This is a genomic window from Paenibacillus rhizophilus (assembly GCF_003854965.1).
GTDB classification, from domain to species: Bacteria; Bacillota; Bacilli; order Paenibacillales; family Paenibacillaceae; genus Paenibacillus_AQ; species Paenibacillus_AQ rhizophilus.
Genome location: NZ_RQPI01000010.1, coordinates 25,226 through 48,144 on the forward strand (window position 1 = coordinate 25,226; position 22,919 = coordinate 48,144).

The 22,919-nt window shown below is 51.2% G+C and carries 24 protein-coding genes; all 24 read left to right on the forward strand.

The window, feature by feature from the left end; genetic code table 11:
- Positions 1–63: 63 nt before the first annotated feature.
- Complete coding sequence (locus EH198_RS16550; protein ID WP_124696633.1) at positions 64–777, forward strand: helicase-related protein; 714 nt, start codon at positions 64–66, stop codon at positions 775–777.
- Entirely contained in the window at positions 774–1,778 is a 1,005-nt protein-coding gene (locus EH198_RS16555) for a ComFC family protein (RefSeq protein WP_124696634.1), read from the forward strand. Before EH198_RS16550 ends, EH198_RS16555 begins: the two co-directional genes overlap by 4 nt.
- Before the next feature lie 114 nt (positions 1,779–1,892).
- The gene (locus tag EH198_RS16560) at positions 1,893–2,303 is read left to right on the forward strand and encodes a TIGR03826 family flagellar region protein (protein ID WP_124696635.1); all 411 of its coding nucleotides are present in this window, start codon (positions 1,893–1,895) and stop codon (positions 2,301–2,303) included.
- A gap of 103 nt (positions 2,304–2,406) precedes the next feature.
- A complete protein-coding gene (gene flgM / locus EH198_RS16565) occupies positions 2,407–2,694 on the forward strand; it encodes a flagellar biosynthesis anti-sigma factor FlgM (protein ID WP_124696636.1) in 288 nt (95 codons plus the stop codon).
- Positions 2,695–2,706: 12 nt separating this feature from the next.
- Positions 2,707–3,207 carry a flagellar protein FlgN gene (locus tag EH198_RS16570; protein ID WP_124696637.1) on the forward strand — a complete coding sequence of 167 codons (501 nt, stop codon included), beginning with the start codon at positions 2,707–2,709 and terminating at the stop codon, positions 3,205–3,207.
- Between the two features lie 88 nt (positions 3,208–3,295).
- Entirely contained in the window at positions 3,296–4,894 is a 1,599-nt protein-coding gene (flgK, locus tag EH198_RS16575; RefSeq protein WP_124696638.1) for a flagellar hook-associated protein FlgK, read from the forward strand.
- A gap of 17 nt (positions 4,895–4,911) precedes the next feature.
- Positions 4,912–5,832 carry a flagellar hook-associated protein FlgL gene (gene flgL / locus EH198_RS16580; RefSeq protein WP_124696639.1) on the forward strand — a complete coding sequence of 307 codons (921 nt, stop codon included), beginning with the start codon at positions 4,912–4,914 and terminating at the stop codon, positions 5,830–5,832.
- A 26-nt stretch (positions 5,833–5,858) separates the two neighbouring features.
- Complete coding sequence (locus EH198_RS16585) at positions 5,859–6,413, forward strand: DUF6470 family protein (RefSeq protein ID WP_124696730.1); 555 nt, start codon at positions 5,859–5,861, stop codon at positions 6,411–6,413.
- A gap of 82 nt (positions 6,414–6,495) precedes the next feature.
- A complete protein-coding gene (locus EH198_RS16590) occupies positions 6,496–6,942 on the forward strand; it encodes a flagellar assembly protein FliW (RefSeq protein WP_124696640.1) in 447 nt (148 codons plus the stop codon).
- Complete coding sequence (gene csrA / locus EH198_RS16595; RefSeq protein WP_124696641.1) at positions 6,936–7,166, forward strand: carbon storage regulator CsrA; 231 nt, start codon at positions 6,936–6,938, stop codon at positions 7,164–7,166. The genes EH198_RS16590 and csrA overlap by 7 nt, the downstream gene beginning before the upstream one ends.
- Positions 7,167–7,309: 143 nt before the next feature.
- Positions 7,310–8,428 carry a flagellin N-terminal helical domain-containing protein gene (locus EH198_RS16600; RefSeq protein WP_124696642.1) on the forward strand — a complete coding sequence of 373 codons (1,119 nt, stop codon included), beginning with the start codon at positions 7,310–7,312 and terminating at the stop codon, positions 8,426–8,428.
- Positions 8,429–8,882: 454 nt separating this feature from the next.
- A complete protein-coding gene (locus EH198_RS16605) occupies positions 8,883–9,272 on the forward strand; it encodes a flagellar protein FlaG (RefSeq protein ID WP_124696643.1) in 390 nt (129 codons plus the stop codon).
- A gap of 18 nt (positions 9,273–9,290) precedes the next feature.
- On the forward strand, positions 9,291–10,790 hold the full coding sequence (gene fliD, locus EH198_RS16610) for a flagellar filament capping protein FliD (RefSeq protein WP_124696644.1): 1,500 nt from the start codon (positions 9,291–9,293) through the stop codon (positions 10,788–10,790).
- 27 nt (positions 10,791–10,817) lie between these two features.
- Entirely contained in the window at positions 10,818–11,207 is a 390-nt protein-coding gene (fliS, locus tag EH198_RS16615; protein ID WP_124696645.1) for a flagellar export chaperone FliS, read from the forward strand.
- Positions 11,200–11,541, forward strand: a complete 342-nt coding sequence (locus EH198_RS16620) for a flagellar protein FliT (RefSeq protein ID WP_124696646.1) — start codon at positions 11,200–11,202, stop codon at positions 11,539–11,541. The genes fliS and EH198_RS16620 overlap by 8 nt, the downstream gene beginning before the upstream one ends.
- Before the next feature lie 221 nt (positions 11,542–11,762).
- A complete protein-coding gene (locus tag EH198_RS16625; protein ID WP_025336789.1) occupies positions 11,763–11,960 on the forward strand; it encodes a cold shock domain-containing protein in 198 nt (65 codons plus the stop codon).
- A 243-nt stretch (positions 11,961–12,203) separates the two neighbouring features.
- The gene (locus EH198_RS16630) at positions 12,204–13,613 is read left to right on the forward strand and encodes an S-layer homology domain-containing protein (RefSeq protein ID WP_124696647.1); all 1,410 of its coding nucleotides are present in this window, start codon (positions 12,204–12,206) and stop codon (positions 13,611–13,613) included.
- 171 nt (positions 13,614–13,784) lie between these two features.
- Entirely contained in the window at positions 13,785–14,336 is a 552-nt protein-coding gene (hpf, locus tag EH198_RS16635; protein ID WP_124696648.1) for a ribosome hibernation-promoting factor, HPF/YfiA family, read from the forward strand.
- Between the two features lie 291 nt (positions 14,337–14,627).
- Positions 14,628–17,135, forward strand: coding sequence for a preprotein translocase subunit SecA (gene secA, locus EH198_RS16640; protein WP_124696649.1), 2,508 nt, complete (start codon positions 14,628–14,630; stop codon positions 17,133–17,135).
- Between the two features lie 144 nt (positions 17,136–17,279).
- A protein-coding gene (prfB, locus tag EH198_RS16645; RefSeq protein WP_124696650.1) for a peptide chain release factor 2 occupies positions 17,280–18,393 on the forward strand; the annotation gives its coding sequence in 2 pieces (ribosomal slippage) (positions 17,280–17,351 and positions 17,353–18,393; 1,113 coding nt in all).
- 3 nt (positions 18,394–18,396) lie between these two features.
- Positions 18,397–19,281, forward strand: a complete 885-nt coding sequence (locus tag EH198_RS16650; RefSeq protein WP_124696651.1) for a YitT family protein — start codon at positions 18,397–18,399, stop codon at positions 19,279–19,281.
- A 324-nt stretch (positions 19,282–19,605) separates the two neighbouring features.
- Complete coding sequence (gene argC, locus EH198_RS16655) at positions 19,606–20,661, forward strand: N-acetyl-gamma-glutamyl-phosphate reductase (RefSeq protein WP_124696652.1); 1,056 nt, start codon at positions 19,606–19,608, stop codon at positions 20,659–20,661.
- A gap of 20 nt (positions 20,662–20,681) precedes the next feature.
- Positions 20,682–21,908 carry a bifunctional glutamate N-acetyltransferase/amino-acid acetyltransferase ArgJ gene (argJ, locus tag EH198_RS16660; RefSeq protein ID WP_124696653.1) on the forward strand — a complete coding sequence of 409 codons (1,227 nt, stop codon included), beginning with the start codon at positions 20,682–20,684 and terminating at the stop codon, positions 21,906–21,908.
- A 131-nt stretch (positions 21,909–22,039) separates the two neighbouring features.
- The gene (gene argB, locus EH198_RS16665) at positions 22,040–22,822 is read left to right on the forward strand and encodes an acetylglutamate kinase (protein ID WP_246014374.1); all 783 of its coding nucleotides are present in this window, start codon (positions 22,040–22,042) and stop codon (positions 22,820–22,822) included.
- Positions 22,823–22,919: the final 97 nt, after the last annotated feature.

Genomic DNA, 22,919 nt, shown 5'->3' on the forward strand with positions numbered 1-22,919 from the left:
GTCTTTTACTGTTAAACTATAATTACAATAGAAGAAAAAAATCATAATCGTGTGTAAATTAGTATGCACGGATTTCCTTACCATAACGATCCCATGCTTGCCTTTGCCGCCGAAGGAGCCTGCAAGCCCGGAGGAGCGTTTATTTACTTGTCTGCTACGCCGCCGCAGGATATGCAGCGTGAGGTTCGCCGGGGAAGACTGGCGCATGCGAGAGTGCCTGTCCGCTTCCATGGCTTTCCTCTTCCGGTGCCGAAACATTTAAAAATGCCCCCAGTCGGCGAATGCCTGAAGCGTGGACGGCTGCCGGTAAAGCTGGTAAGAGCGCTGAAGCAGTCGCTTGAACGGAAGGCGCAGATTTTTCTGTTTGTGGCACGGATTGCGCAGATTAATAGGCTGCTTCAGCTTTTGCGCCGCGCTCTTCCCGGCATTGTCATCGAAGGAACCTCTTCGCAGGACCCCGGAAGAGTCGACAAGGTGGCCGCTTTCCGCCGCCGGGAAATTTCCCTGCTTGTAACAACGACCATTCTGGAAAGGGGAGTCACCGTTCCCCGCAGCGATGTGTTTGTGCTGGATGCGGACAACCGGCTCTTTGACGAGGCTTCACTGGTTCAGATGGCCGGACGAGCCGGCCGCTCCAAGGACGACCCTAGGGGCAGAGTCGTGTTTGCTTCCAGGCAGTGGGACCGCTCGCAGCGCGGCGCATGTGCGCAGATTCGGACAATGAACCGGATCGCCCGCAAAAAGGGCTATCTGAACAAGGAGGCGACGGTACAATGAAGCGGGGAAGCTGGCTGCATGCCGTTCATTCTCTCCTGGCTCCGGTACAGGATCATTGCTTGACGTGCGGCCGGGAAGGAAGGCTGTCGTCCCAGTTGCCGGGCATCTGCGAACATTGCGCCGTAGCCGTTCCGTGGATTTTGCACCCCCGCTGCCAAAAATGCGGCCGCCATGTGGGCTGCCCGGACTGCGCTCGCGGAAACGATACTTCCTCTCTGATATGCAACAGGAGTGCGGTGGCCTACAGCAGCGAGATGCGGGAATGGCTTGGACAGTACAAATATAGGGGAGACGAGCGCTTTGTCGAAGTCCTTGGAGTCATGCTGGATAGAGCCTACAGAACGCTTAAAGCCGAAATGGAAGCTGAGGCGAAGTCCGGGCGTGAAGCGGAAAGGGCACCCACAGCCAAATCCGGAAATCCGGCAACTGCATCCAAGCGGCATTTCGGATATCGGCGCGGTGGATGGGAGGACCTGCTGTCATGGCTTCACTTTCCGCCGGTATCTTCTCAGCGCCCGCGACTGCCCATTCGCGCGGCTCGATCCGGCATTGCTCGCCGATGGGAGGCGGACTTGCTTGTTCCTGTACCTGTCAGTGACGTCCGGCTCGCAGAGCGCGGCTTCAATCAGGCGGAAAGACTGGCGCAGTTCATATCGGCACGCCGCGACATCCCCGTTATGGAACTGCTGGTCCGCGCACATCATACCGGCAAACAGAGCTTTAAGACCAGGGCGGAGCGGCTTGCCGATATGAAGCGCGCTTTTGTTCCGAATCCGGTATGGGCAGGTGGATTTGCGGAAAGGCTTTTATTTTCTCACCGCTCCGCTTCCGGGAACACCAACCAATCTCCAGTTAGTTCGCAACCGTTAAAAATTGTTATAGTGGACGATATCTACACGACGGGAAGCACCATCCGTGCTTGTGCAGATGTGCTGCAGAAGATGGTATCGTCCGCCGGCTGCCAAGCCGAAATTTACAGCCTGACTTGGGCGCGCTCGTAAAGGTAATCCTTTCTCCAGATTGGGAAGCCATAGACGAAACCGGCGCAATCATGTAATCTAGGAGCACAAGCAGTCTAATGACGGATAATATGGAAGGAAAGGGGGCTGCCGAATATGAATATCGATAATTGTCCACGGTGCGGCCGGATTTACGTCAAGAATGTTATGGAGCTGTGCCAGCCCTGCATCAAGGAACTGGAGAAGCAGTATGAGATTTGCGTGAAATACTTGCGTGAGAATAGAGGCGCCAATATTCAAGAGCTCTCCGATGCCACAGAGATCCCAATCAAAGAAATTACCCGCTTTATTCGTGAGGGGCGAATTTCCATCGCGAACGCGCCGAATATAATGTACCCTTGTGAGGTATGCGGAACGCTGATCCGGGAAGGGCATATGTGCGACAGCTGCCGCGGAAGACTGACCAAAGATTTAATGAATGCATCGAAAGAAAGCGCCGCTGCGGAAGCTTCCCGGAAGGGTTCCAATGGAGCCTATAGGGCGGTTGACAAGCTGCGCGGCCAATAATTTCCGGAAAAATACGCTTTCAGCTATAAAGTATGTTTCAATTAAGGCCGATAAACTTAGTAAAGATTATCGGCCTTTTTATAATCGAAAGAAGGTGTGAATTGTGAAAATCAACGAAAGCGGACGAATTAATCCGATTAACCCTTACCAACGGAATGCGGAATCGCAAAGGCAGGAACAAATGAAAAAAAGCACACGCAAAGACGAGGTAACCATTTCTACGGAAGCCATGAAGCTTTTGGAAGCGCAGAACAGCGGGAATGTCGATAAGGAACGCGCCCAAAGAATTCAAAGCTTGAAGCAACAGGTCTCCGCCGGTACTTATCAAGTAGACGCATCCCAACTCGCTGAGAAACTCGCCCCCTTTTTTAAGCAATCCTCCGAGAATTAGGTGAATCCATCCATGTCATTAACAACATTGATTGAACTGCTGGAGCGGCTGGACGAGAACCATTTACAGATGCTTGATCTGGCCGCTGCGAAGAAACAGGCTATCATGGACAACAACATCGAGAGTCTGGTCGATATCCTGAGCCGGGAGTCCAAACTGACGAAGATTAGCGCTCAGCTTGAGGAGCAGCGTGAACAGAGCGTATTCGCTTTTTTACAGGGAGTCGGCATCCGTTCTCAATTAAATTTAAATTTGACTGAACTTTCCCGGCTTGTATTTGATCCTGAAGACAAAGCGCGGCTGCTGCATATCCAGGGCCAACTGGCAGACACTTTGGACCGTTTGAAAAAGGCCAATGAACTGAACCAGAGACTGATTGAGCAGTCGCTTGCATTTATAGATTATTCCCTTGATTTGCTGGTCGGAAGACCAAATCAGGAAATTACGTATCAACCTCCGTCTGGCAGAGCCAGCTCTCCGAGCCGACCGGGTCTTTTTGACGCTAGGGGTTAGCATGGATTAGCACTTTCACCATACAGACAGGTATAGATTCACCGCAAGCTTGCTTTGGATTAACCAGAAGGCATAAGGGGGAAAAGAAGTGACATCAACCTTCCACTCAATTGAAACCGCCCGGCGAAGCCTTGTCACGCAGACGGCGGCGCTCAACACAACGGGACACAACATCGCCAACGCCAATACCGAAGGCTATACACGCCAGACTGTCAAAATGGCCGCTTCCAGACCGATTGAAGCTTACGGTTTCAGCAACTCCACTTCTCCGGGGCAGCTTGGCACAGGCGTGGAATTCGGCTCCATTGAACGTATCCGAGAGACTTTTCTCGACGACCAGTTCCGCGGGGAGAACTCCTCGCTCGGTAGCTGGACCATTCAATCCGATACGCTGGACAAGCTGGAGTCGATTTTTAACGAGCCTTCGGAGACGGGAATCAGCACCGTATTGGATAACTTTTGGAAATCATGGTCCGATCTCAGCAAAAATCCGGAAGACAGCACCGCGCGTAAAATCGTCGTTCAGACCTCCCAGTCGATGGCGGACGCGCTCAACTATATGAGCAGACAGCTGGACAATCTGGACAGCGACCTGGCGACCAATATGGGCGTTAAAGCGACCGAGATCAATGGCTATTTATCCTCGATTGCGAACCTTAACGAGTCGATATTCCGGATAGAGAGCATGGGCGACAAGGCCAACGATCTTCGCGACCAGCGCGATTTGATGACAGACAAGCTGTCCAAAATCATCAATATCAGCGTGACGCCAACCGACAGCGGCTACAATATTTCTCTAGGCGGCCAGCAGCTTGTTCAGGGCTTCGCGGCTTCGAACGTCACTTCGGATTCGTTGACTAGCGCATACGGAGATGGGGCAACCGGCGATTTGAAATCCGGGGAAGTCTACGGCATGATCGATTCCAGCAAGAGGTACGTGGCTGACTATAAAGCCCAGCTTAATAACATGGCCAATACGATTGCTACCGGAGCGGTCGAGGTTACGCTGCCCAAGGGTTCCATTATGCCTGCGGGAACTATTCTGACCAATGATGCTTCGATTACGAAGGCGGATGGTACAACAGCTACGCTGACCGCCGGCGACGCCATGCCGCAGGGAGCAACCCTGAACGCAGACGTTAAAACGACGGTTAACGGGCTTAACGGGCTGCACCAGCTGGGCTATACAATGGACGGCACACTAAATCCAGGTAAGCCGCTGTTCACCGGCGACGGAGGTGCAATTACGGCAGGCAATATCACCTTTAATCCTGAAATTGCTACTGACACCAACCTGCTGGCGACTTCGCTGCGCACAAGCGGTACCGGAACATCGGAGACTGTTGTGAAGGGAAACAATACGTTGGCGCTTCTGATTTCCAATCAGCAGACAGGAATATTCGCCGCTCCGACCGGAATCAAAGCCACTCCAGGCACTTTTTATAAGACAATGGTGGGACAGCTTGGCGTTCAGTCGCAGGAGGCGACCCGTCAGACGGAGAACTCCAACTACTTGGTACAGCAGGTCGACGCCCGCCGCCAATCCGTAAGCGGTGTATCACTCGACGAAGAAATGTCTAATATGCTCGTGTTCCAGCATGCTTACAGCGCCGCAGCGCGTTTTATGACGACTTATGATGAAATGCTTGATAAACTCATTAATTCCACCGGCACCGTCGGCAGATAAGAGAGGAGGAACTAGAGATGCTTAGAGTAACTTCCAATATGATGAACTCACAGCTCCTGCTAAATCTTAACCGCAACGCGCGCACCATGAATGACACTCAGCTCCAACTGTCCACCGGCCGAAAGCTCAATAAGCCGTCTGACGATCCCGTCGGGATCACCTACTCCCTTCGTTACCGGTCGGAGCTGTCCGCGAACTCGCAGTATCAGGAGAATGTGGACGATGCGACGTCATGGTTGGAATTTAATGATACAGTTCTGACGCAGGCGGGAGATGTTGTTCAGCGGCTGCGGGAGTTGTCGGTTCAGGGAGCGAACGGAACGAATCCCCAAGAGGCACTCGACAGCATTAATGCTGAAGTGAAGCAGCTCAAGGAACAGCTGATTGATATCGCGAACAGCCAGTTTAAGGGGAAATATATTTTTAACGGTCAGCAGTACACAGAGCAGCCCTATCAATTTCCAACTGGGGCCGACGGTAAATTGGATACTTCTAGCGCCTCCTCGGTTATAACAGATGACGGTCAGTTAAATTACACGGTAGGGGAGAGCGTACAGCTTCCTATCAATATTACGGGGAATGAAATGTTCGGCGGACAGGAAGGCGATAATATCTTTGCGGTAATTGATAAAATCTCCGCTGCGCTGGCAAATGGCGATACCTCGGAAGTGTCCAATCAATTGGGCAATCTTGATAGCCGATACAATAAAATGTTAACCGTTCAAGCAGATGTAGGAGCCAAATCAAACCGGATTGAACTAATGAAGAATCGGCTGACCGATTTGGAGGTCAATTTAACGGATATGCAATCCAAAACGGAAGACGGAGATTATGCCGAACTGCTGACGAAGTCTAAAGTTCAAGAAAATATCTATAATGCTTCTCTGTCGGTTGGGGCAAAGATTATTCAAAATTCTCTGGTTGACTTCATTAGATAGACAGGAGGTGCTCATCCTTGAAGGTGATGGTGCAAATCTCTCAGACACCGGCGCTCATCGGGATGGAGACAACGCCGGGAAATCTGACAATCAGCCAGCCTCCGGCAGATATACAGATCACGACAACGCCGGGGGAATGGAATATTCACCAGCCGGGACCCGAGGTGACGATTGACCAATCCCGGGCACGCGCCGCATATACGGGCGGAACGTACCGCGAGATGAGTCAGCGCATTTATTCGGGCGTTGAACAGCTTTGGCTGCAGGGAATCGCCAAGAGAATGGAACAGGGCGAACGCATGGCCAATTTCCACAAGCCCGGGAACTCGATCGGTGAAGTTTATGGAGAGGACTGGCAGCCGGTATCTTATCCGGAAGTGCGCGGTCCCGCCTCCTATGATAATGTAGATATTGATATTAAGGCGGTTCCAGTGCAGATCGAGTATCGCAGAGCCGAAGTTCATATCCAGGTGGAGCAAAATAAACCGCAATTTCATTACACACCGTCCAGCGTTGAGATTTACTTGCGGCAAAAGCCATCTTTGACCTTTACGCCGCAGGTGCTTGACGCGCAGGTCTAGGACTATAAGCTATAGATGGAATGTTAACGGCCATCTATAGCTTTTTTAATACGACAATTAACGAAGAGGAGTGCTGAACGAAATGATTATCGAAACAACCGCTTTAGGTCCGCTTGATATACATGATGAACAGATCTACCATTTTCCGAAAGGAATTCCCGGGTTTGAGCAGGAGACGGAATTTGCGATGATTGATCTGCAGGAAGGGCCGTTTTCGTATCTGCAATCGCTTAAGACGGAGAATCTTTCTTTTCTGCTGACCGATCCCTTTGTTTTTTATCCTCATTATGAGTTTGAGCTGCCTGACATGGAAGCGGAGGAGTTGGAAATATCGGATTCGGTTCTGGTGCGTGCCATTGTAACAATCAGAGACACGCCGGAAGAATCTACGTTGAATCTGCTCGCCCCCGTCGTGCTTAATCCGGAGAAGCGGCTCGGTAAGCAGATTGTGCTTCACCGTTCTCCTTACTTGGCCAAGCAGCTTTTGTGGACGGAAGGCCAAACCAAGGAGGGTGAGCCATCATGCTAGTTCTTGCGCGCAAAAAGGGAGAATCCATTGTCATTCAGGACAATATCGAGGTCACGATTCTCAGTGTGGAGGGAGACAACGTCAAGATCGGCATATCCGCTCCGAGGAATGTGGATATTTTTCGGCAGGAGGTCTACTTGTCCATAAAAGAAAGCAATAAGGAATCCGCAGCCCCGGCTGCAAGCAGCTTGAATGCCCTGATTGACCACCTGAGGTCAAAATAAATTTGAAAAAAGAGAAAAATGCTATAAAGATTGCTTGCAAGCAGACGATATATATAGTAGGCACTGATTGGAGGGGCGGCCGACCTTAACAGCAGTGTTACCACATGGATGTGGATCAACTTATTTCAGGGAGGAAATATCAAATGATTATCAACCACAATATTGCATCGCTTAACACGCAGCGTCAATTGAATACCAACACAGCTAACCAAAGCAAGAACATTGAGAAGCTTTCTTCGGGTCTTCGCATCAACCGTGCCGGTGATGATGCTGCGGGTCTTTCGATTTCCGAGAAAATGCGCGGACAAATTCGCGGCTTGGACCAAGCGGCTCGTAACTCGCAAGATGGTATTTCCTTGATTCAGACTGCCGAAGGCGCGTTGAATGAAACTCATTCTATGCTGCAACGTATGCGGGAACTTGTTGTCCAATCCAACAACGATACAAACACTGCTGCTGACAGAAGTTCTATCCAGCAAGAAGTAGCCCAATTGTCCACAGAAATTACAGCAACTGCAAATAGAACTGAGTTTAACACTCAAAAATTATTGACTGGTACATTGGGAGTGAAAGCAGCGGGTACTGGTACTGCTGAGGTAGGCCTTGCAGCCGCTGGTGTAAGTATCGATGCTGCAGGAGCGAAAACAGGTGCAACTTATACAATTGCAACTACTGCTACAACGATTTCCTTATCTCAAGGCGGCGTGAGCCAAACTCTCACTGTTGCTGCTGCCGCTACTTATAGTGGAACGCTTAATTTTGATAAGCTAGGCGTGAAACTTACATCAACAGCAACTGTGGATTACACTAATGCTGCTATCACTGCTAAAACTATCGATACCACAGGTAACACAGCTACACTTCAAATTGGTGCCAACCAAAACCAAACCCTTAGCCTGCAGTTTAACGACATGCAAGCTACTGCATTGGGTACAGGTGCAGCTGCACATGTGTCGGATGTAGACGTAACAAATGCTGCTCAAACGTTTAATGCGCGTTTGCAAATTGTTGACGATGCAATCAAACAAGTGTCTGATGAGCGTTCGAAAATGGGTGCTTATCAAAACCGTTTGGAACACACCATCAACAACTTGAACACATCTTCTGAAAACCTGAGCGCCGCAGAATCCCGTGTTCGTGACGTGGATATGGCGAAGGAAATGAGCGAACAAACCAAGAACTCCATCTTGGCACAAGCAGCTCAAGCAATGTTGGCTCAAGCGAACCAACAGCCACAAGGCGTTCTGCAATTACTCCGTTAATCTTAATGGAATGCAAAGAGACTCTAGATCTTCTAGAGTCTCTTTCTTTTGAAACGAACGGATACGAGACGAAAGCATATATCATATATTAGAACATACATAGTGTGTGATATTTGAGCATTGGGGGCTTCTCTTTGGAGGAGCCCTACTTAAAGTTTCAGCGTACCTAGTAAGCACGTTCACTAGGCTGATGAAAGTCCGGTCAAAGAAGGATTCAATTCCTTGCTTAGCTGGACGCCTGCTCATAACGAAGAAAGTAAGTGGAAGCACATCGATAAAAGTGCCGATGACAGGTCGGGAGGTGCGAGAGTGCAGTGAATTTGAGGCCCCGGATAATGGCTCTTTTAACTTGGATAACTTCTTGAAACTGAAAAGATTATTTGGAAACTATATTAATTCCTTACGGTAATATCCGATAAATATAGTATAAATATTTCCACGGAGGGTGCCGATTATGGATGTCCGCTTATCGAATACAGGAGGTTACAAAAATTCAATTCCAGATTACCGGATTAAGCCGAGTTTCAAGTCATCGGAAGCGGACACCTTAAGTATTGAAAGTGTTCATACGACCGGCCAACTGAAGAAACTGGAGAGTCAGGGTGTTACCGTATCACCGGGGGAAGAGCAAACTGTGAAGGCGCTAGAAAAGCTCCTAAAAGCTTTGGAAGGACCTGAGACAACATTTGAAGTTAGTATACACAAAGAAACAAAAGCGATTATGGTTAAAGTCCTTAATAAAGACACCGGCGAACTGATCAGAGAGATTCCTCCGGAGAAAACACTGGATATCGTTGCCAATATGATGGAGATCGCAGGAATAATTGTAGATGAAAGAGTTTAGAGGATAGGGGGAATAGTCATGACGACTCTTCGAGTGAGCGGTATAGTTTCCGGGATTGATACTGATAGCATTGTTAAGCAGATGATGACAGCCAAAAGAATGCCATTGGATAAACTGACCCAGCGGAAACAGGTCATGGAGTGGCAAAGAGACAACTACCGGGAGATAAATAGCAAGCTTGTTGATTTTAAAACAAATAAACTCACTGCTTACGATAAATCAAGTGCTATGAATACTCAAACGGCGGTAGTCACCGGTGATACAACGGCTCTTAAAGCGGAAGCGACGGCGGATGCCAACGGGGTTTCTATGGACATACAAGTCGTTCAACTCGCTAAGTCTGCAACGGCGGAGACAGCAGGAGCCTCAATGGTGAAGGCTGACGGAACGAGAATTACCTCAAATTCCACCTTGGCCGATTTACAGGCAATTAACACAGGTGTAACGGCTTCGAATACCTATACAATAACGGTTAATAATGGTGTGCCAATCGAACTTTCTAAAGATTTAAGTATATCGGAGGCCATTTCAAAGATCAACAATACCACCGACGCCAATGTAACAGCGAAATTCGACGAGGTAACCGGAAAGCTAACTATCGCGTCCAAAACTTATAGTTCCTCCGGTACCCTTACACTGGGTGCCGGCGACACTTTTCAGAATCTGTTTGGTGGCGTTACAGATCCAATCTCGACTTATGAGCCAGCGAAAATCAAGGTCCTCGGTTCCAGTGGCTCGACCGATCTGACCTTTGCCACCAACAGCTTCAAACTTAACGGAGTGCAGCTTACATTATTGTCTCAAACCACGACATCCGCCAAGGTAACCACCACGACAGATCCAGCAAAGGCACTAGAGTCCATTAAAAGCTTTGTATCCGATTATAATAATTTGCTGAGCGCATTAAATACGAAAGTTAGTGAAGAAAGATATACTGACTATACTCCTTTATCCGATGACCAGAAGAAGGAAATGACGGATACACAGATTGAGGCTTGGGAGACCAAAGCCAAAAGCGGGCTGCTGAAAAACGACGACATTCTGAAATCGACCCTTACTTCCATGCGTTCCGCTTTGACGGACAAGTTGGGGCAGCTAAGCGCGATAGGAATTACGACGGGGAAATACTACGAGAACGGCAAGCTTTACATTGATGAAGACAAGCTGAAACAAGCTCTCTCGGATAATCCCCAGCAGGTTACGACAATTTTTCAGGGGAGTTCTGGCAGTTCGACTACCGGGCTGTTCGACAGCTTATCTACCGGGATGACTAACGCCATTGAGAAATTATCGACAAAAGCCGGTACTTCCAAATATTCATCCGACTTGACAGCCGCGTTCAAATCGGACAGTGTTATGGGAAAAGAGCTTTCCGATTATACTACCCGTATTTTAAATCTTCAAAATCAATTGAATGATTACGAAGATAATCTTTACAAAAGATTCACTGCCATGGAAACGGCAATCAGCAAGTATAACAGTCAATCTTCCAGCCTAACAAGCTACTTAAATTCATAAGCCAGACGCAAAAGAAAGGTGAACGCTATGATCACATCTCCTTACGATAAATACCGGCAGTCGGCCGTGCAGACCTCGAGCCCATCGCAACTGTTGCTTATGTTGTTTGACGGAGCGATCCGGTTCGGTAAGAGTGCGATGGAGGGCATGGACGCCGCCGATTATGAGAAAGTCAACACCAACCTGGGAAAAGTCCAGTCCATTGTCAACGAATTGATTATAACGCTAGATCGATCTTATGAAGTTTCGAATGGGCTTTACGCTCTGTATGAATATACCAACCATCTATTGATTCAGGCCAACATCAAGAAGGCTAAGGAGCCGGTAGAAGAGGCTCTCGGCTACCTGTCCGAACTGCGCCAGGCCTTCGCCCAAGCAGCCAAGATGACGGCGGGCCAGGAAATTCAGAATGGATAGTTTAATTTCCGAGCTGGGCCGACTTACTGATAGTATGCTAACTCGTCTGCCGGAAGCCCCTTACGAAGAACTTACAGCTTTTGTCGAGAAACGGCAGAATCTTGTCGATAATATCGGCAAGCAGATTGTCGAAAATCATCAGTCTTTGACTGAGTCCCAAAAACTCGCCATCCGCAGCATTCTGGAACACGATGGCGCGATCCTCGCCCGTATGAATGCGCACCGCCTGGAAGCCCAGGACGGACTGCACAAGCGCAATATGGCCAAAGCCCAACGCAGCGCCTACGAGGCCGGCTACACCCCGGACAGCATTTTAATGGACCGAAAAAAATAATTTCGTATACATGTTTCAATCGGAGGGACACTTGGGTAATACTACTCATCTGTTCCTCTTTTGATTTATTGTCGCGCATTGTTTTTCTATAAATATTGGCATGGGAAATAATTGAAGGTAATCATTTTCTTTTCCAATTGACAACAGAGAACTCGCGGTGGTATAGTCAGAATTGTGAGCAAGACTCACGTTCATTTGATGATGAAGGGAATGTTCAAGCAATGGAAGGAAAAGTTAAATGGTTTAACGCAGAAAAAGGTTACGGTTTCATCGAGACTGCAGAAGGCGGCGACGTATTCGTTCACTTCTCCGCGATCCAAACCGAAGGTTTCAAAACATTGGAAGAAGGACAGTCGGTTGAGTTTGACATCGTGGAAGGCGCGCGCGGACCACAAGCAGCTAACGTAATCAAATTATAATCATCCGGCATAGCCGACCTACATATACGGTAGATGGTTAGCAAATTGAGACGACGCTAGCGAGAGACCCTGGGGAATCCTGGGGTCTTTTTTTATTTTTTTTGAGAAGAATACATCTTTTGTAAATTTCAAGCAGGAATTTGGTAAAATGCCCTGGAATAGAGAGAGCGGGTAATTGTTGAGCTTATTCTGTCTTTATTTAATGACTATTCCCACTACAAAGATAGGAGAGTGAATAACAGTATGAAAAAGTTTTGGCGCGGTCTTCTGACCGGGGTCCTCGGAATCGGAATGGTGTTCGGCTCGCTTGGAGCCGCATCCGCCGCATCCACGCCTAAGGACATTCAAGGGCACTGGGCGCAGAGCAAAGTGCAGGACTGGCTGGACAAAGGATATTTGACGGGGTATCCGGACGGTACCTTTAAGCCGAACAAAGCGATTACACGGGCGGAATTTGTAGCTGTGGTCAATCGACTGTTCAGCTTTAAGGACACGGCAACGGTTACTTTTACGGACGTCAAGACCACGAACTGGGCTTACAGCGAGGTAGCGAAGGCGGTTAAAGCCGGATATATCAACGGCTATTCAAACAACACCTTCCACCCCAACAGTCCGATTACACGCCAGGAAGCGGCGGTCATTGCGGCGAAGGTACTGCACCTTAGCACCGATGCAACGTCAACGACATTCAAGGATGCTGCGCAAATCTCGGCATGGGCCCGTGGCTCGGTTGCGGCTGTGGCCAACCTGAAGATTATTACAGGTTATCCGAACGGTACGTTCGGACCGAAGAAACCGCTGACCCGCGCGGAAGCGGTGATCATCGTTGGCAACTCGTCCGCCCATTATACCGGCGGCGCGAGTACGACACCAGCGACGCCGACGCCGTCGGCTACCCCTGCTCCGACACCGTCCACTGGTGGGGGCGGCGGAGGAGGCGGCACGGTCGTAAATCCGACAGTAAGCGGAGCGACTTACGGCCATGTGGGCTCGGTAACGGCAGACGTCTATTTCACGTCCAACGTTACCGGTTCGGTATACTATGTGGTCGCAGCCGGCTCGGCAGCGCTGCCAACCGTTAACGAGGTTCTTAACGGTTCGGCTGGAAGCGGCGTATCGGTGGTGAATAAAGGACTGAAGTCCACGACTGCATCCAGTACTGTTTCCTTCTCCGTATATGGACTGACGGCCGGTACGAATTATTCCGCATTTATTATCCTGGTTGATAATTACGGCAACCGGTCGGTGAGCGTAGCGAGAGTGGACTTCAAGACAACGGCAAGCACGGTAACGGGAATCACTTACGCCGCGTCAGGAACATCGACTACTGTTACATCGGTGGTATATGTAACTTACGGCTCTGCGGGTGATCTGGCCGGACAAATCCGCTATGTCGTGATTCCATCCGACCCGTCGATTGCGACGGGAGCCGCAGCTCCTACCGCCGCGCAGGTATGGAACGGGCAAAACGCCTCAGGAGTTGCCGTCGGCAGCGGATGGAGTGGAGGCCTACCGGTCATTATACCCGGAACCCAAACTTCAATTACGATCACCGGCCTTGCCAGCGGCAAGGAATACAAGGTATACCTTGTAGCAGGGGACGACACCGGCGGATACTCACCGGTTGAAGTCGTCACCGTGCAGACGAAATAACAAACAGCAGGATAGAAAGCTCAACAACTTATATCGGAGCAAGTTACCCGCGGACCTGAAGCCTTGGTGCTTCAGGTCTTTTTTTGCACTTGAAAGCGCATTAGTTTAAATTTAAACTTTTTACATGCAGCTTACGTTTTGGTATAATAAAGGTGCAAAGGAGGAGTGCCCATGCAATTCAGCATTCGAGGTCAACAAATTGAAGTGACCGACGCTTTGAGAGAGTATGTTGATAAGAAGCTCAGCAGACTTGAGAAGTATTTCGATGCGCCCCCTACTCAAGAAGGTTTCGTGACGCTCAGCGTTATACGGGGTCTTCATACGGTGGAAGTGACAATCCCGCTGGCCGGTGTCACGCTTCGCGCGGAAGTCCGCAGCGATGATATGTATGCTTCGATCGACGGGGTAGTGGACAAGCTTGAGCGCCAAATCCGCAAGCACAAAACCAAACTCAACCGGAAGTTCCGTCAGGAAGGAAGCCTGAAGACGCTTTTCGTGGAAGGCGGATCGAATGGTTCCGTCGCCTTGGAAGAACAGGATGAAGAATTGGAGGTTGTGCGAAACAAACGCTTCACATTGAAGCCGATGGACGTGGAGGAAGCGATCCTGCAAATGAATATGGTGGGACATAATTTCTTTGTATTTTCCAACATTGACACTTCCGAGGTAAGTGTCGTGTACAAACGAAATGACGGCAAATATGGATTGATTGAACAGGATTGACCAGATGTGATCGGTAAATGAGGGTGTCCCATTGCAAGGTCATCCTTGGATAAGCTGAAATGTCATCCAGATGAAAATAATTACCCGAGCCCTTATTCGCATGAAGCGGATAGGGCTCTTGTGCGTATATATGAAGGTCCGCAGAGCAGGTAACTTCTGCTTGTATTGCGGCAACTCTTACAAACTGTTACAATTTATGAAGCAGCGGAATCGAATAGGTTAAGTGGCCCTTTCAATTTTGTGAGGATGGGCTGAGATTCCACCATCTGTGTTGCATGAAAGGGGTTAACCATGCTAGGACTTGTTAAAAAAATATTCGGCGACACGAATGAACGCGATGTCAAACGTCTGTTGAAGACGGTCGAAATCATTAACGGGCTGGAGCCTGAATTTGAGGCGTTGTCCGATGAAGCCTTGAGAGCCAAGACCGAGGAGTTCCGTGCCCGGATTGAAAAAGGTGAGACGGCGGATGAAATTCTTCCGGAGGCTTTCGCAACCGTACGCGAGGCTTCAAAGCGTACGCTGGGCATGCGGCACTTTGATGTGCAGCTCATCGGAGGAATGGCGCTGCATGAAGGCAGAATCGCCGAAATGAAGACCGGTGAAGGCAAGACGCTGGTCGGAACACTGCCGGTTTACTTGAACGCTCTGCTTGAAAAAGGCGTGCATGTCGTTACGGTCAATGATTATCTGGCCCAGCGCGATAGCGCCCAAATGGCACAAATTTATAATTTTTTGGGCATGACGGTCGGGGTTAACCTGAGCGGCATGGACCATGCCGATAAACAGAATGCTTATGCCTGCGATATTACGTATGGCACGAATAACGAATTCGGTTTTGACTATTTGCGCGACAACATGGTGCTCTACAAAGAGCAAATGGTGCAGCGTCCGCTCTTTTTCTGCATCATTGACGAAGTGGACTCCATTCTGATCGATGAAGCTCGGACGCCGCTAATTATTTCCGGACAAGCCGAGAAGTCGACGGAGCTGTACTATGCAGCTGACCGTTTCGTGAAAAGATTGCAGCCTGAAGAGCATTACACTGTGGATATCAAGGTGAAGTCCGTCGCGCTGACCGAAAAAGGCGTGGCGATTGCCGAGAAAGCTTTCGGCATCGAGAACCTGTACGACCACAGCCACGTCACGCTCAACCACCATATTGTTCAAGCCCTGAAGGCAAACGTCATTATGCGCCGTGACGTCGATTATGTGGTGACGGAGGATGAAGTTGTCATCGTCGATGAATTTACGGGACGTCTGATGGCGGGACGCCGTTACAGCGACGGCCTGCATCAGGCGATTGAAGCGAAGGAAGAAATTCAGGTACAGAACGAGAGCATGACACTAGCCACCATTACGTTCCAGAACTACTTCCGTATGTACCGCAAGCTGGCCGGTATGACCGGTACGGCAAAGACGGAAGAAGAGGAATTCAAGAAAATTTACGGACTGGAAGTTCTTCAGGTGCCGACGAACAAGCAGAACCAGCGCGAAGATATGCCTGATGTGGTCTACAAGAGCGAGAACGGCAAGTTTAACGCCGTTGTCGAGGAGATTGTGGAACGCCATAAGAAGAACCAGCCGGTGCTGGTCGGTACGGTGTCGATTGAGAACTCCGAGCTTGTCTCGGAAATGCTGAAGCGCAAGGGCGTCAAGCATCAGGTGCTTAACGCCAAGCATCATGCGGCGGAAGCGGAAATCATCTCGCATGCGGGACAACCCGGCACGGTAACGATTGCAACCAATATGGCGGGCCGCGGCACCGACATCATTCTCGGCGAAGGTGTATCGGAAGTCGGGGGACTGCATATCATCGGTACCGAGCGCCATGAATCCCGGCGGATCGACAACCAGCTCCGCGGTCGTGCGGGCCGCCAAGGCGATCCGGGCTCGACGCAGTTCTACCTGTCGCTGGGCGACGAACTGATGAAGCGTTTCGGCGCGGACAATGTGCTGAACATGATGGAGCGCCTTGGGTTTGAAGAAGACCAGCCGATCGAGAGCCGGATGATTACACGTGCGGTAGAATCGGCCCAGAAACGGGTGGAAGGCAATAACTTCGACATCCGCAAGGTGGTTCTCCAATATGACGATGTCATGAACCAGCAGCGCGAAATTATTTACAAGCAGCGCCGCGAAATTCTGGAATCGGAAAATATCAAGGATATCGTTATTGAAATGATCCGTCCGGTCATCGAACGGGTCGTAGAAGCGCACTGCAGCGACGACATTCCCGAGAACTGGGAGCTGCAGGAAGTCGCTGATTATGTAAACAGCAAGCTCCTTGACGAAGGCTCCCTCACCCGCGACGATTTGTGGGGCAAGGAAGCCGAGGAGATCGTGGAGTCCATCTTCGAGAAGGTGCTGGAGAAATATGCAGCCCGTGAAGAACGGCTCGGCTCCGAGCTGGTGCGCGAATTCGAGAAGGTTATTGTGCTGCGCGCTGTCGACAGCAAATGGATGGACCACATTGATGCGATGGATCAGCTTCGCCAAGGCATTCATCTGCGTGCTTATGGCGGTACCGATCCGCTGCGCGAATATCAGTTCGAAGGCTTTGAGATGTTCAATGCGATGACGGCGACCATTCAGGAAGAAGTGGCGACCTACATCATGAAGGCTCATATTGAGACGAACCAGGAGCGTCAATCCGTTGTGGAAGAGAATAAAATCTCTACAAACGGCGAGCCTGCCGAGAAGCGTCCGGTAGCGGTCGGCCAAACGGTGGGACGTAATGATCTTTGTCCTTGCGGCAGCGGCAAGAAATTCAAGAACTGCCACGGACAAAACGCCTAATTTGGTTAAATCCGCCGACAAAGTCGGTATGATGAAAAGAAAATGAGGAACGGCTGGGCCGGGGAGATTCCCGTAAGCGGCTCGGCCGTTTCTTCTTGATTATACCCATTCAAATATATCCTTTATGGAAGGTGCAGTGAGTACATGATTGATCCAAGTGTAAAGCAAGACTTACGCGAAATCGGCAAGAAATTAACCAACCTTAGGGGGTCTCTTTGACTTAGACCTCAAGAAGGAGATGATCGCCAACTTCGAGGAGAAGATGGCCGCTCCGGATTTCTGGGATGACAATGAGAAGGCGCAGGGCCTTATTGCCGAGATGAACGCCGTTAAGTCTGGCGTAGACGAGTACCAGAAGCTGCAGCAGGAATATGACGATGCGCTGCTGATGGCCGAACTCGCGGATGAAGAAGGCGACGAAGAACTAGCTGCCGAGATCGGAGCGAATGTACGCGCGCTGACGGGCAAGCTGGAAGAGTTTGAGCTTCAGCTTCTGCTCAATCAGCCTTACGACAAGCTGAACGCCATTCTGGAGCTTCATCCGGGAGCCGGCGGAACGGAATCCCAGGATTGGGGCCAGATGCTGCTTCGAATGTACACCCGCTGGGCTGAGAAGCGCGGCTTCAAGGTGGAGGTACTGGACTACCTGCCGGGCGATGAGGCCGGAATCAAAAGCGTAACTTTGCTGATCAAAGGCTATAACGCATACGGTTACCTGAAGGCGGAAAAAGGTGTTCACCGTCTGGTGCGCATTTCCCCGTTCGACGCCTCGGGGCGACGGCATACATCCTTTGTATCCTGCGACGTGGTGCCGGAAATCAATGAAGATATCGACATCGAGATCCGCACCGAGGATCTGAAGATTGATACGTACCGGGCCACTGGCGCGGGCGGTCAGCATATCAACACGACCGACTCAGCAGTCCGGATTACCCATCAGCCGACAGGCATAGTAGTGACCTGTCAGAATGAACGTTCCCAGATCAAGAACCGGGAGCGCGCGATGACGATGCTGCGTTCCAAGCTGTATGAGCGCAAGCTCGAGGAACAGCAGCGGGAGCTGGATGAGATTCGCGGCGAGCAATCCGACATAGCCTGGGGCAGTCAGATCCGCTCTTATGTCTTCCACCCGTACAGCATGGTCAAAGACCATCGCACCTCAGTGGAGACCGGCAACGTCGGTGCCGTAATGGACGGCGATCTCGATGCTTTTATCGACGGATATTTACGCAGCCAGATCAAGACCGAGGCTGAGTAACCGATGGCTGCAATGAAAACACGGGGCAGGCCGCCGCTTATTCCGCTGAACGGACCGCTCCGTCATCTTGCGGATACGACGATGATCATGGTTGGCTCGCTCATTACCGCGCTCGCTTTCAACTTGTTCATGCTGCCGAACCGGATCGCTTCCGGCGGTGTATCGGGCTTGTCCATCTTGGCGGAGTCGTGGTTCGGAGCGGAGCCGGCTTTTACCCAGTGGGCGCTTAACATCCCGCTCTTTATACTTGGCGTGTTGATCCTGGGCCGAAGCTATGGGCTCCGGTCGCTGCTGGGCAGCATTGTGCTACCGCTGTTTATTTACTTGACCAAAGACGGTCCGGTGCCGACAGCTAATCCTCTGCTGGCCTCTATCTACGGCGGAATCGGTGTCGGTCTCGGCCTCGGCCTTGTGTTCCGCGGACGCGGATCGACAGGGGGCCTTACCATTCTGGCGCAGATTATCCAGAGGGTGACCGGTTTCAGCTTCTCCTTGTCCGTCGTCCTGCTGGACGGCACGGTGATTACGCTGGCCGCATTCGTGCTGGGGATGGAGCAGGCCATGTATGCCCTTATCGGTCTGTTCGTAACGGGCCGGGTCATCGACGCGCTGGAAGTGGGCTTCAGCTATACCAAGGTAGCCTATATTATTTCGGATCATACCGAGGCGATCTCCGACGCGATTTTGCATGATCTGAACCGGGGCCTAACGAAGCTGGATGCTCACGGCGGGTATACCGGCGATAACCGTACGATCCTGATGGTGGCGGTCGGGCAGAATGAGACGGCCCGTTTGAAGGCAATTGTCCGCTCGGTGGACCCCGGAGCGTTCGTCATTATCAGCGACGCGCATGAGGTGCTGGGCGAAGGATTCAAGAGAGAAGCGTAGTTTTTCCTGTAACTATAGGAGAAGCGGCGCTTCTTTTTTCGAAATATAAGACTTTATAAGCTTCGCGCTTATCGTTTGGTCTTATATTTTTACGAGAAACGTACTTGCGTCTTAAAAGACGCCGTCAGGCGTTTCTTCTTAAAATAGGAAAGTGGAAAATGTACATGGTATGGGGTGGGAATCGGCTATTCTTGGAGGATATAAATGTTACATAATCGGTTGTATTTATATTAATTAGGACGTATAATAATACATATTTCCAAGGACGGCGGATAAGTCGAATTATCCGGTATAATAGAGAGAAACGGCAGGAGGTAACCGGAAATGACGGTGGAAGGCAAGCTAAGAGCGGCAATTGTGGGATCGACGGGATATGGAGGCGTGGAGCTGATAAGGCTGCTTCAGGTTCATCCGAAGGTGGAAATCACCTCGGTGATTTCCTCTTCAAGCGCAGGAGCGCCGATCGAAGAAGGATTTCCGCATTTGACCGGCGTGCTGCATCGAAATCTGGACGGCGTGGATGCGGCGGAAATGAAGGAAAGGGCGGATGTCGTGTTCACGGCTACGCCGGCCGGCGTAAGCGCCAAGCTGGTTCCGCAGCTGCTGGAGGCGGGCCTTAAGGTCGTTGACCTGTCCGGCGATTTCCGGCTGAAAGACGGCGGCGAATACGAGCGCTGGTACAAGCATCCGGCTCCGCAGGCGAGTTATTTGGAACAGGCGGTATACGGACTGTGCGAGGTGTTCGGGGAACGCGCGGCGGGCGCGGATTTTATCTCCAACCCGGGCTGCTATCCGACGGCGACGCTGCTTGGGCTGATTCCGGCGCTTAAGGCGGGATGGATCAAACCGGACAGTATCATCGTTGACGCCAAATCGGGTGTATCGGGCGCGGGACGCGGAGTAAACGTAGGCGTTCATTATGCGGAAGTAAATGAGAACTTTAAAGCCTACAAGATCAACAAGCATCAGCATATTCCCGAAGTCGAGCAGGCTCTGACTGAGATTGCCGGAGAAGCGGTGACGGTAACGTTCACCACGCATCTCGTTCCGATGACCCGGGGGATTATGACCACGATGTATGCGGGTATGAACGGAGATTACAGCGAGCAGGATTTTGTCGATTTATATCGTAACTATTATGAGGGAAGATCTTTTGTCCGGGTGCGAAATGCCGGGATCTGGCCGGCGACGAAGGAAGTCAGCGGATCGAACTTTTGCGACATCGGATTTGCGACGGATGCCCGTACTGGCCGGGTCACGATTATTTCGGTTATCGACAATCTCGTGAAAGGCGCGGCGGGGCAGGCGATTCAAAATCTCAATTTAATGATGGGATGGGAGGAAACCCTTGGGCTCGGTTACACGCCTGTGTATCCGTAAAGCTTAACGGGAAATAAGACATGAGTGAGAAGCTGTACACCGTCGTGGAAGGCGGAAGCATTACGACACCTAGAGGGTTTACATCCGGAGGCCTGCACTGCGGCTTGAAAAAAACTGACCGCAACGATCTCGCAGCCATACTGTGCGAGGTGCCGGCGACGGCAGCGGCGGTATATACAACGAACCTGTTCCAGGCGGCTCCACTTAAGGTAACACGGGAGAGCCTCGGCAGCGGCGTTCTTCGGGCTGTAGTTGTCAACAGCGGCAATGCCAATGCCTGCACCGGAGAACAGGGCGAGGCTGATGCCTATGAGATGCGGGCGGTCGCCGCCCGGCACCTCGGCGTCAGCGAGAATGATGTGGCGGTTGCATCGACGGGCGTTATTGGCGAGCTGCTGAAGATGGACCGCGTGCGCGACGGCCTTGCCTCTCTTCCGGCGAAGCTTTCGGGCGATGCGGACGGGGCGGAGGAGTTCTGCCAGGCGATTTTGACGACCGATCTGGTGAAAAAGGAATGCTGTGTAAAGGTCCGAATCGGGGATACGGAAGTCCTGATCTCAGGAGCGGCCAAGGGGTCCGGCATGATTCATCCGAATATGGCCACCATGCTCGGCTTTATGACGACGGATGCCGTCGTTGGACAGGAGGCGCTTCAGACGCTGATGCGCAAGGCGACGGACACGACATTCAATATGATTACCGTGGACGGCGATACCAGCACCAACGATATGCTCGTAGCGATGGCCAGCGGTCTGGCAGGCAACGAAGAGCTGAATAAGCTGCATCCGGATTGGGAAGCTTTTGAAGCAGCGTTCACGCATGTGTGCCGCCATCTTGCGATGGCGATTGCCAGAGACGGCGAAGGCGCAACTCATTTGGTTGAGGTACAGGTTAACGGCGCGGGTGACGAAGCGGCGGCGCGTGCGATTGCGAAGACGGTGGTAGGCTCCAGCCTGGTTAAATCCGCCATATTCGGCGCGGATGCCAACTGGGGACGGATTATTGCCGCAGTCGGCAGAGCGGGTGTTCCGGTATCGGTCGACAAGGTGAATATATCGCTTGGCACTATTGAGGTGCTGCGCCAGTCGAAGCCTGTGATCTTTGACGAAGCGGAGGCTTTGGCCTATTTGCAGGGGGACACCACACTTATTACCGTGAATTTGGCTGACGGCGAGGGCAGCGCCACCGCATGGGGCTGCGATTTGACTTATGACTATGTGCGGATCAACGCCGCTTACCGGACTTAAAAGGCGGACGTTTCCGGCGTTGCTGTATGACATATACAATGAAGGCATAATACGGCCTTCTACAAGGAAGGATAACGAAACTCATGACGCAAAATGGTGCTTATAAAGATAATAGCGCGGGCAATGAGAGAATGTTTGTGATGAAGTGCGGCGGCAGTACGCTGACCGCGCTTCCGGACTCTTTTTTTGATGAGCTTCGGCATCTGCAAGAGGAAGGGGTAAAGCCGGTCATCGTTCACGGCGGTGGCCCGGCGATATCGGACAATCTGGCTCGTCTCGGCATTGAGAGCAGCTTCGTGAAGGGTCTGCGGGTAACGACTGAGGAAGTGCTTGATGTCGTGGAGATGACCCTGTCGGGCAGCATCAACAAAGCGATTGTAAGACGGATTCAGGGAAGCGGAGGGAAGGCGATCGGCCTATCCGGCGTGGACGGGAATCTCATTACCGCAGCTCCTGTGGCGAACAGTGATGAGGTAGGGCTCGTGGGCAATGTGACCAGGGTCAAAGCGGAAATTGTGGCGGGTATTCTGGCGCTCGGCTACATCCCCGTGATCGCGCCGCTTGGCGTGGACGCTGCCGGACAGCGCTACAATATCAACGCTGATACGGCGGCCGGAGCGGTTGCTTCCTACATGCAGTCGCCGCAGATGATTGTGGTGACGGATGTGCCGGGAATTATGACGACTGTTGAAGACGGAAGCAAAAGAGTTCTGCCTTCGGTAACGGTTGACGAGATCGACCAAATGATCGGCAGCGGCGAGATTTACGGGGGAATGATCCCCAAGGTTCGGGCCGCGGTGGATTGTATCCAGGGCAGCGTATCCGAGGTCGTGATCGTCGACGGCAAGGAGCCGGGAGTGCTGAGGCGGGTGCTGTCCGGCGAGACTATCGGTACACGGATCGTGCGGGAATAAGGGAATAACGGATAGTTAGGCAAACGGCAAAGGACGGTATACTTGGAACGCCGGGGGCCTGCTGGGTGGAATCCAATAAAATCATGCCGGCCGTCGC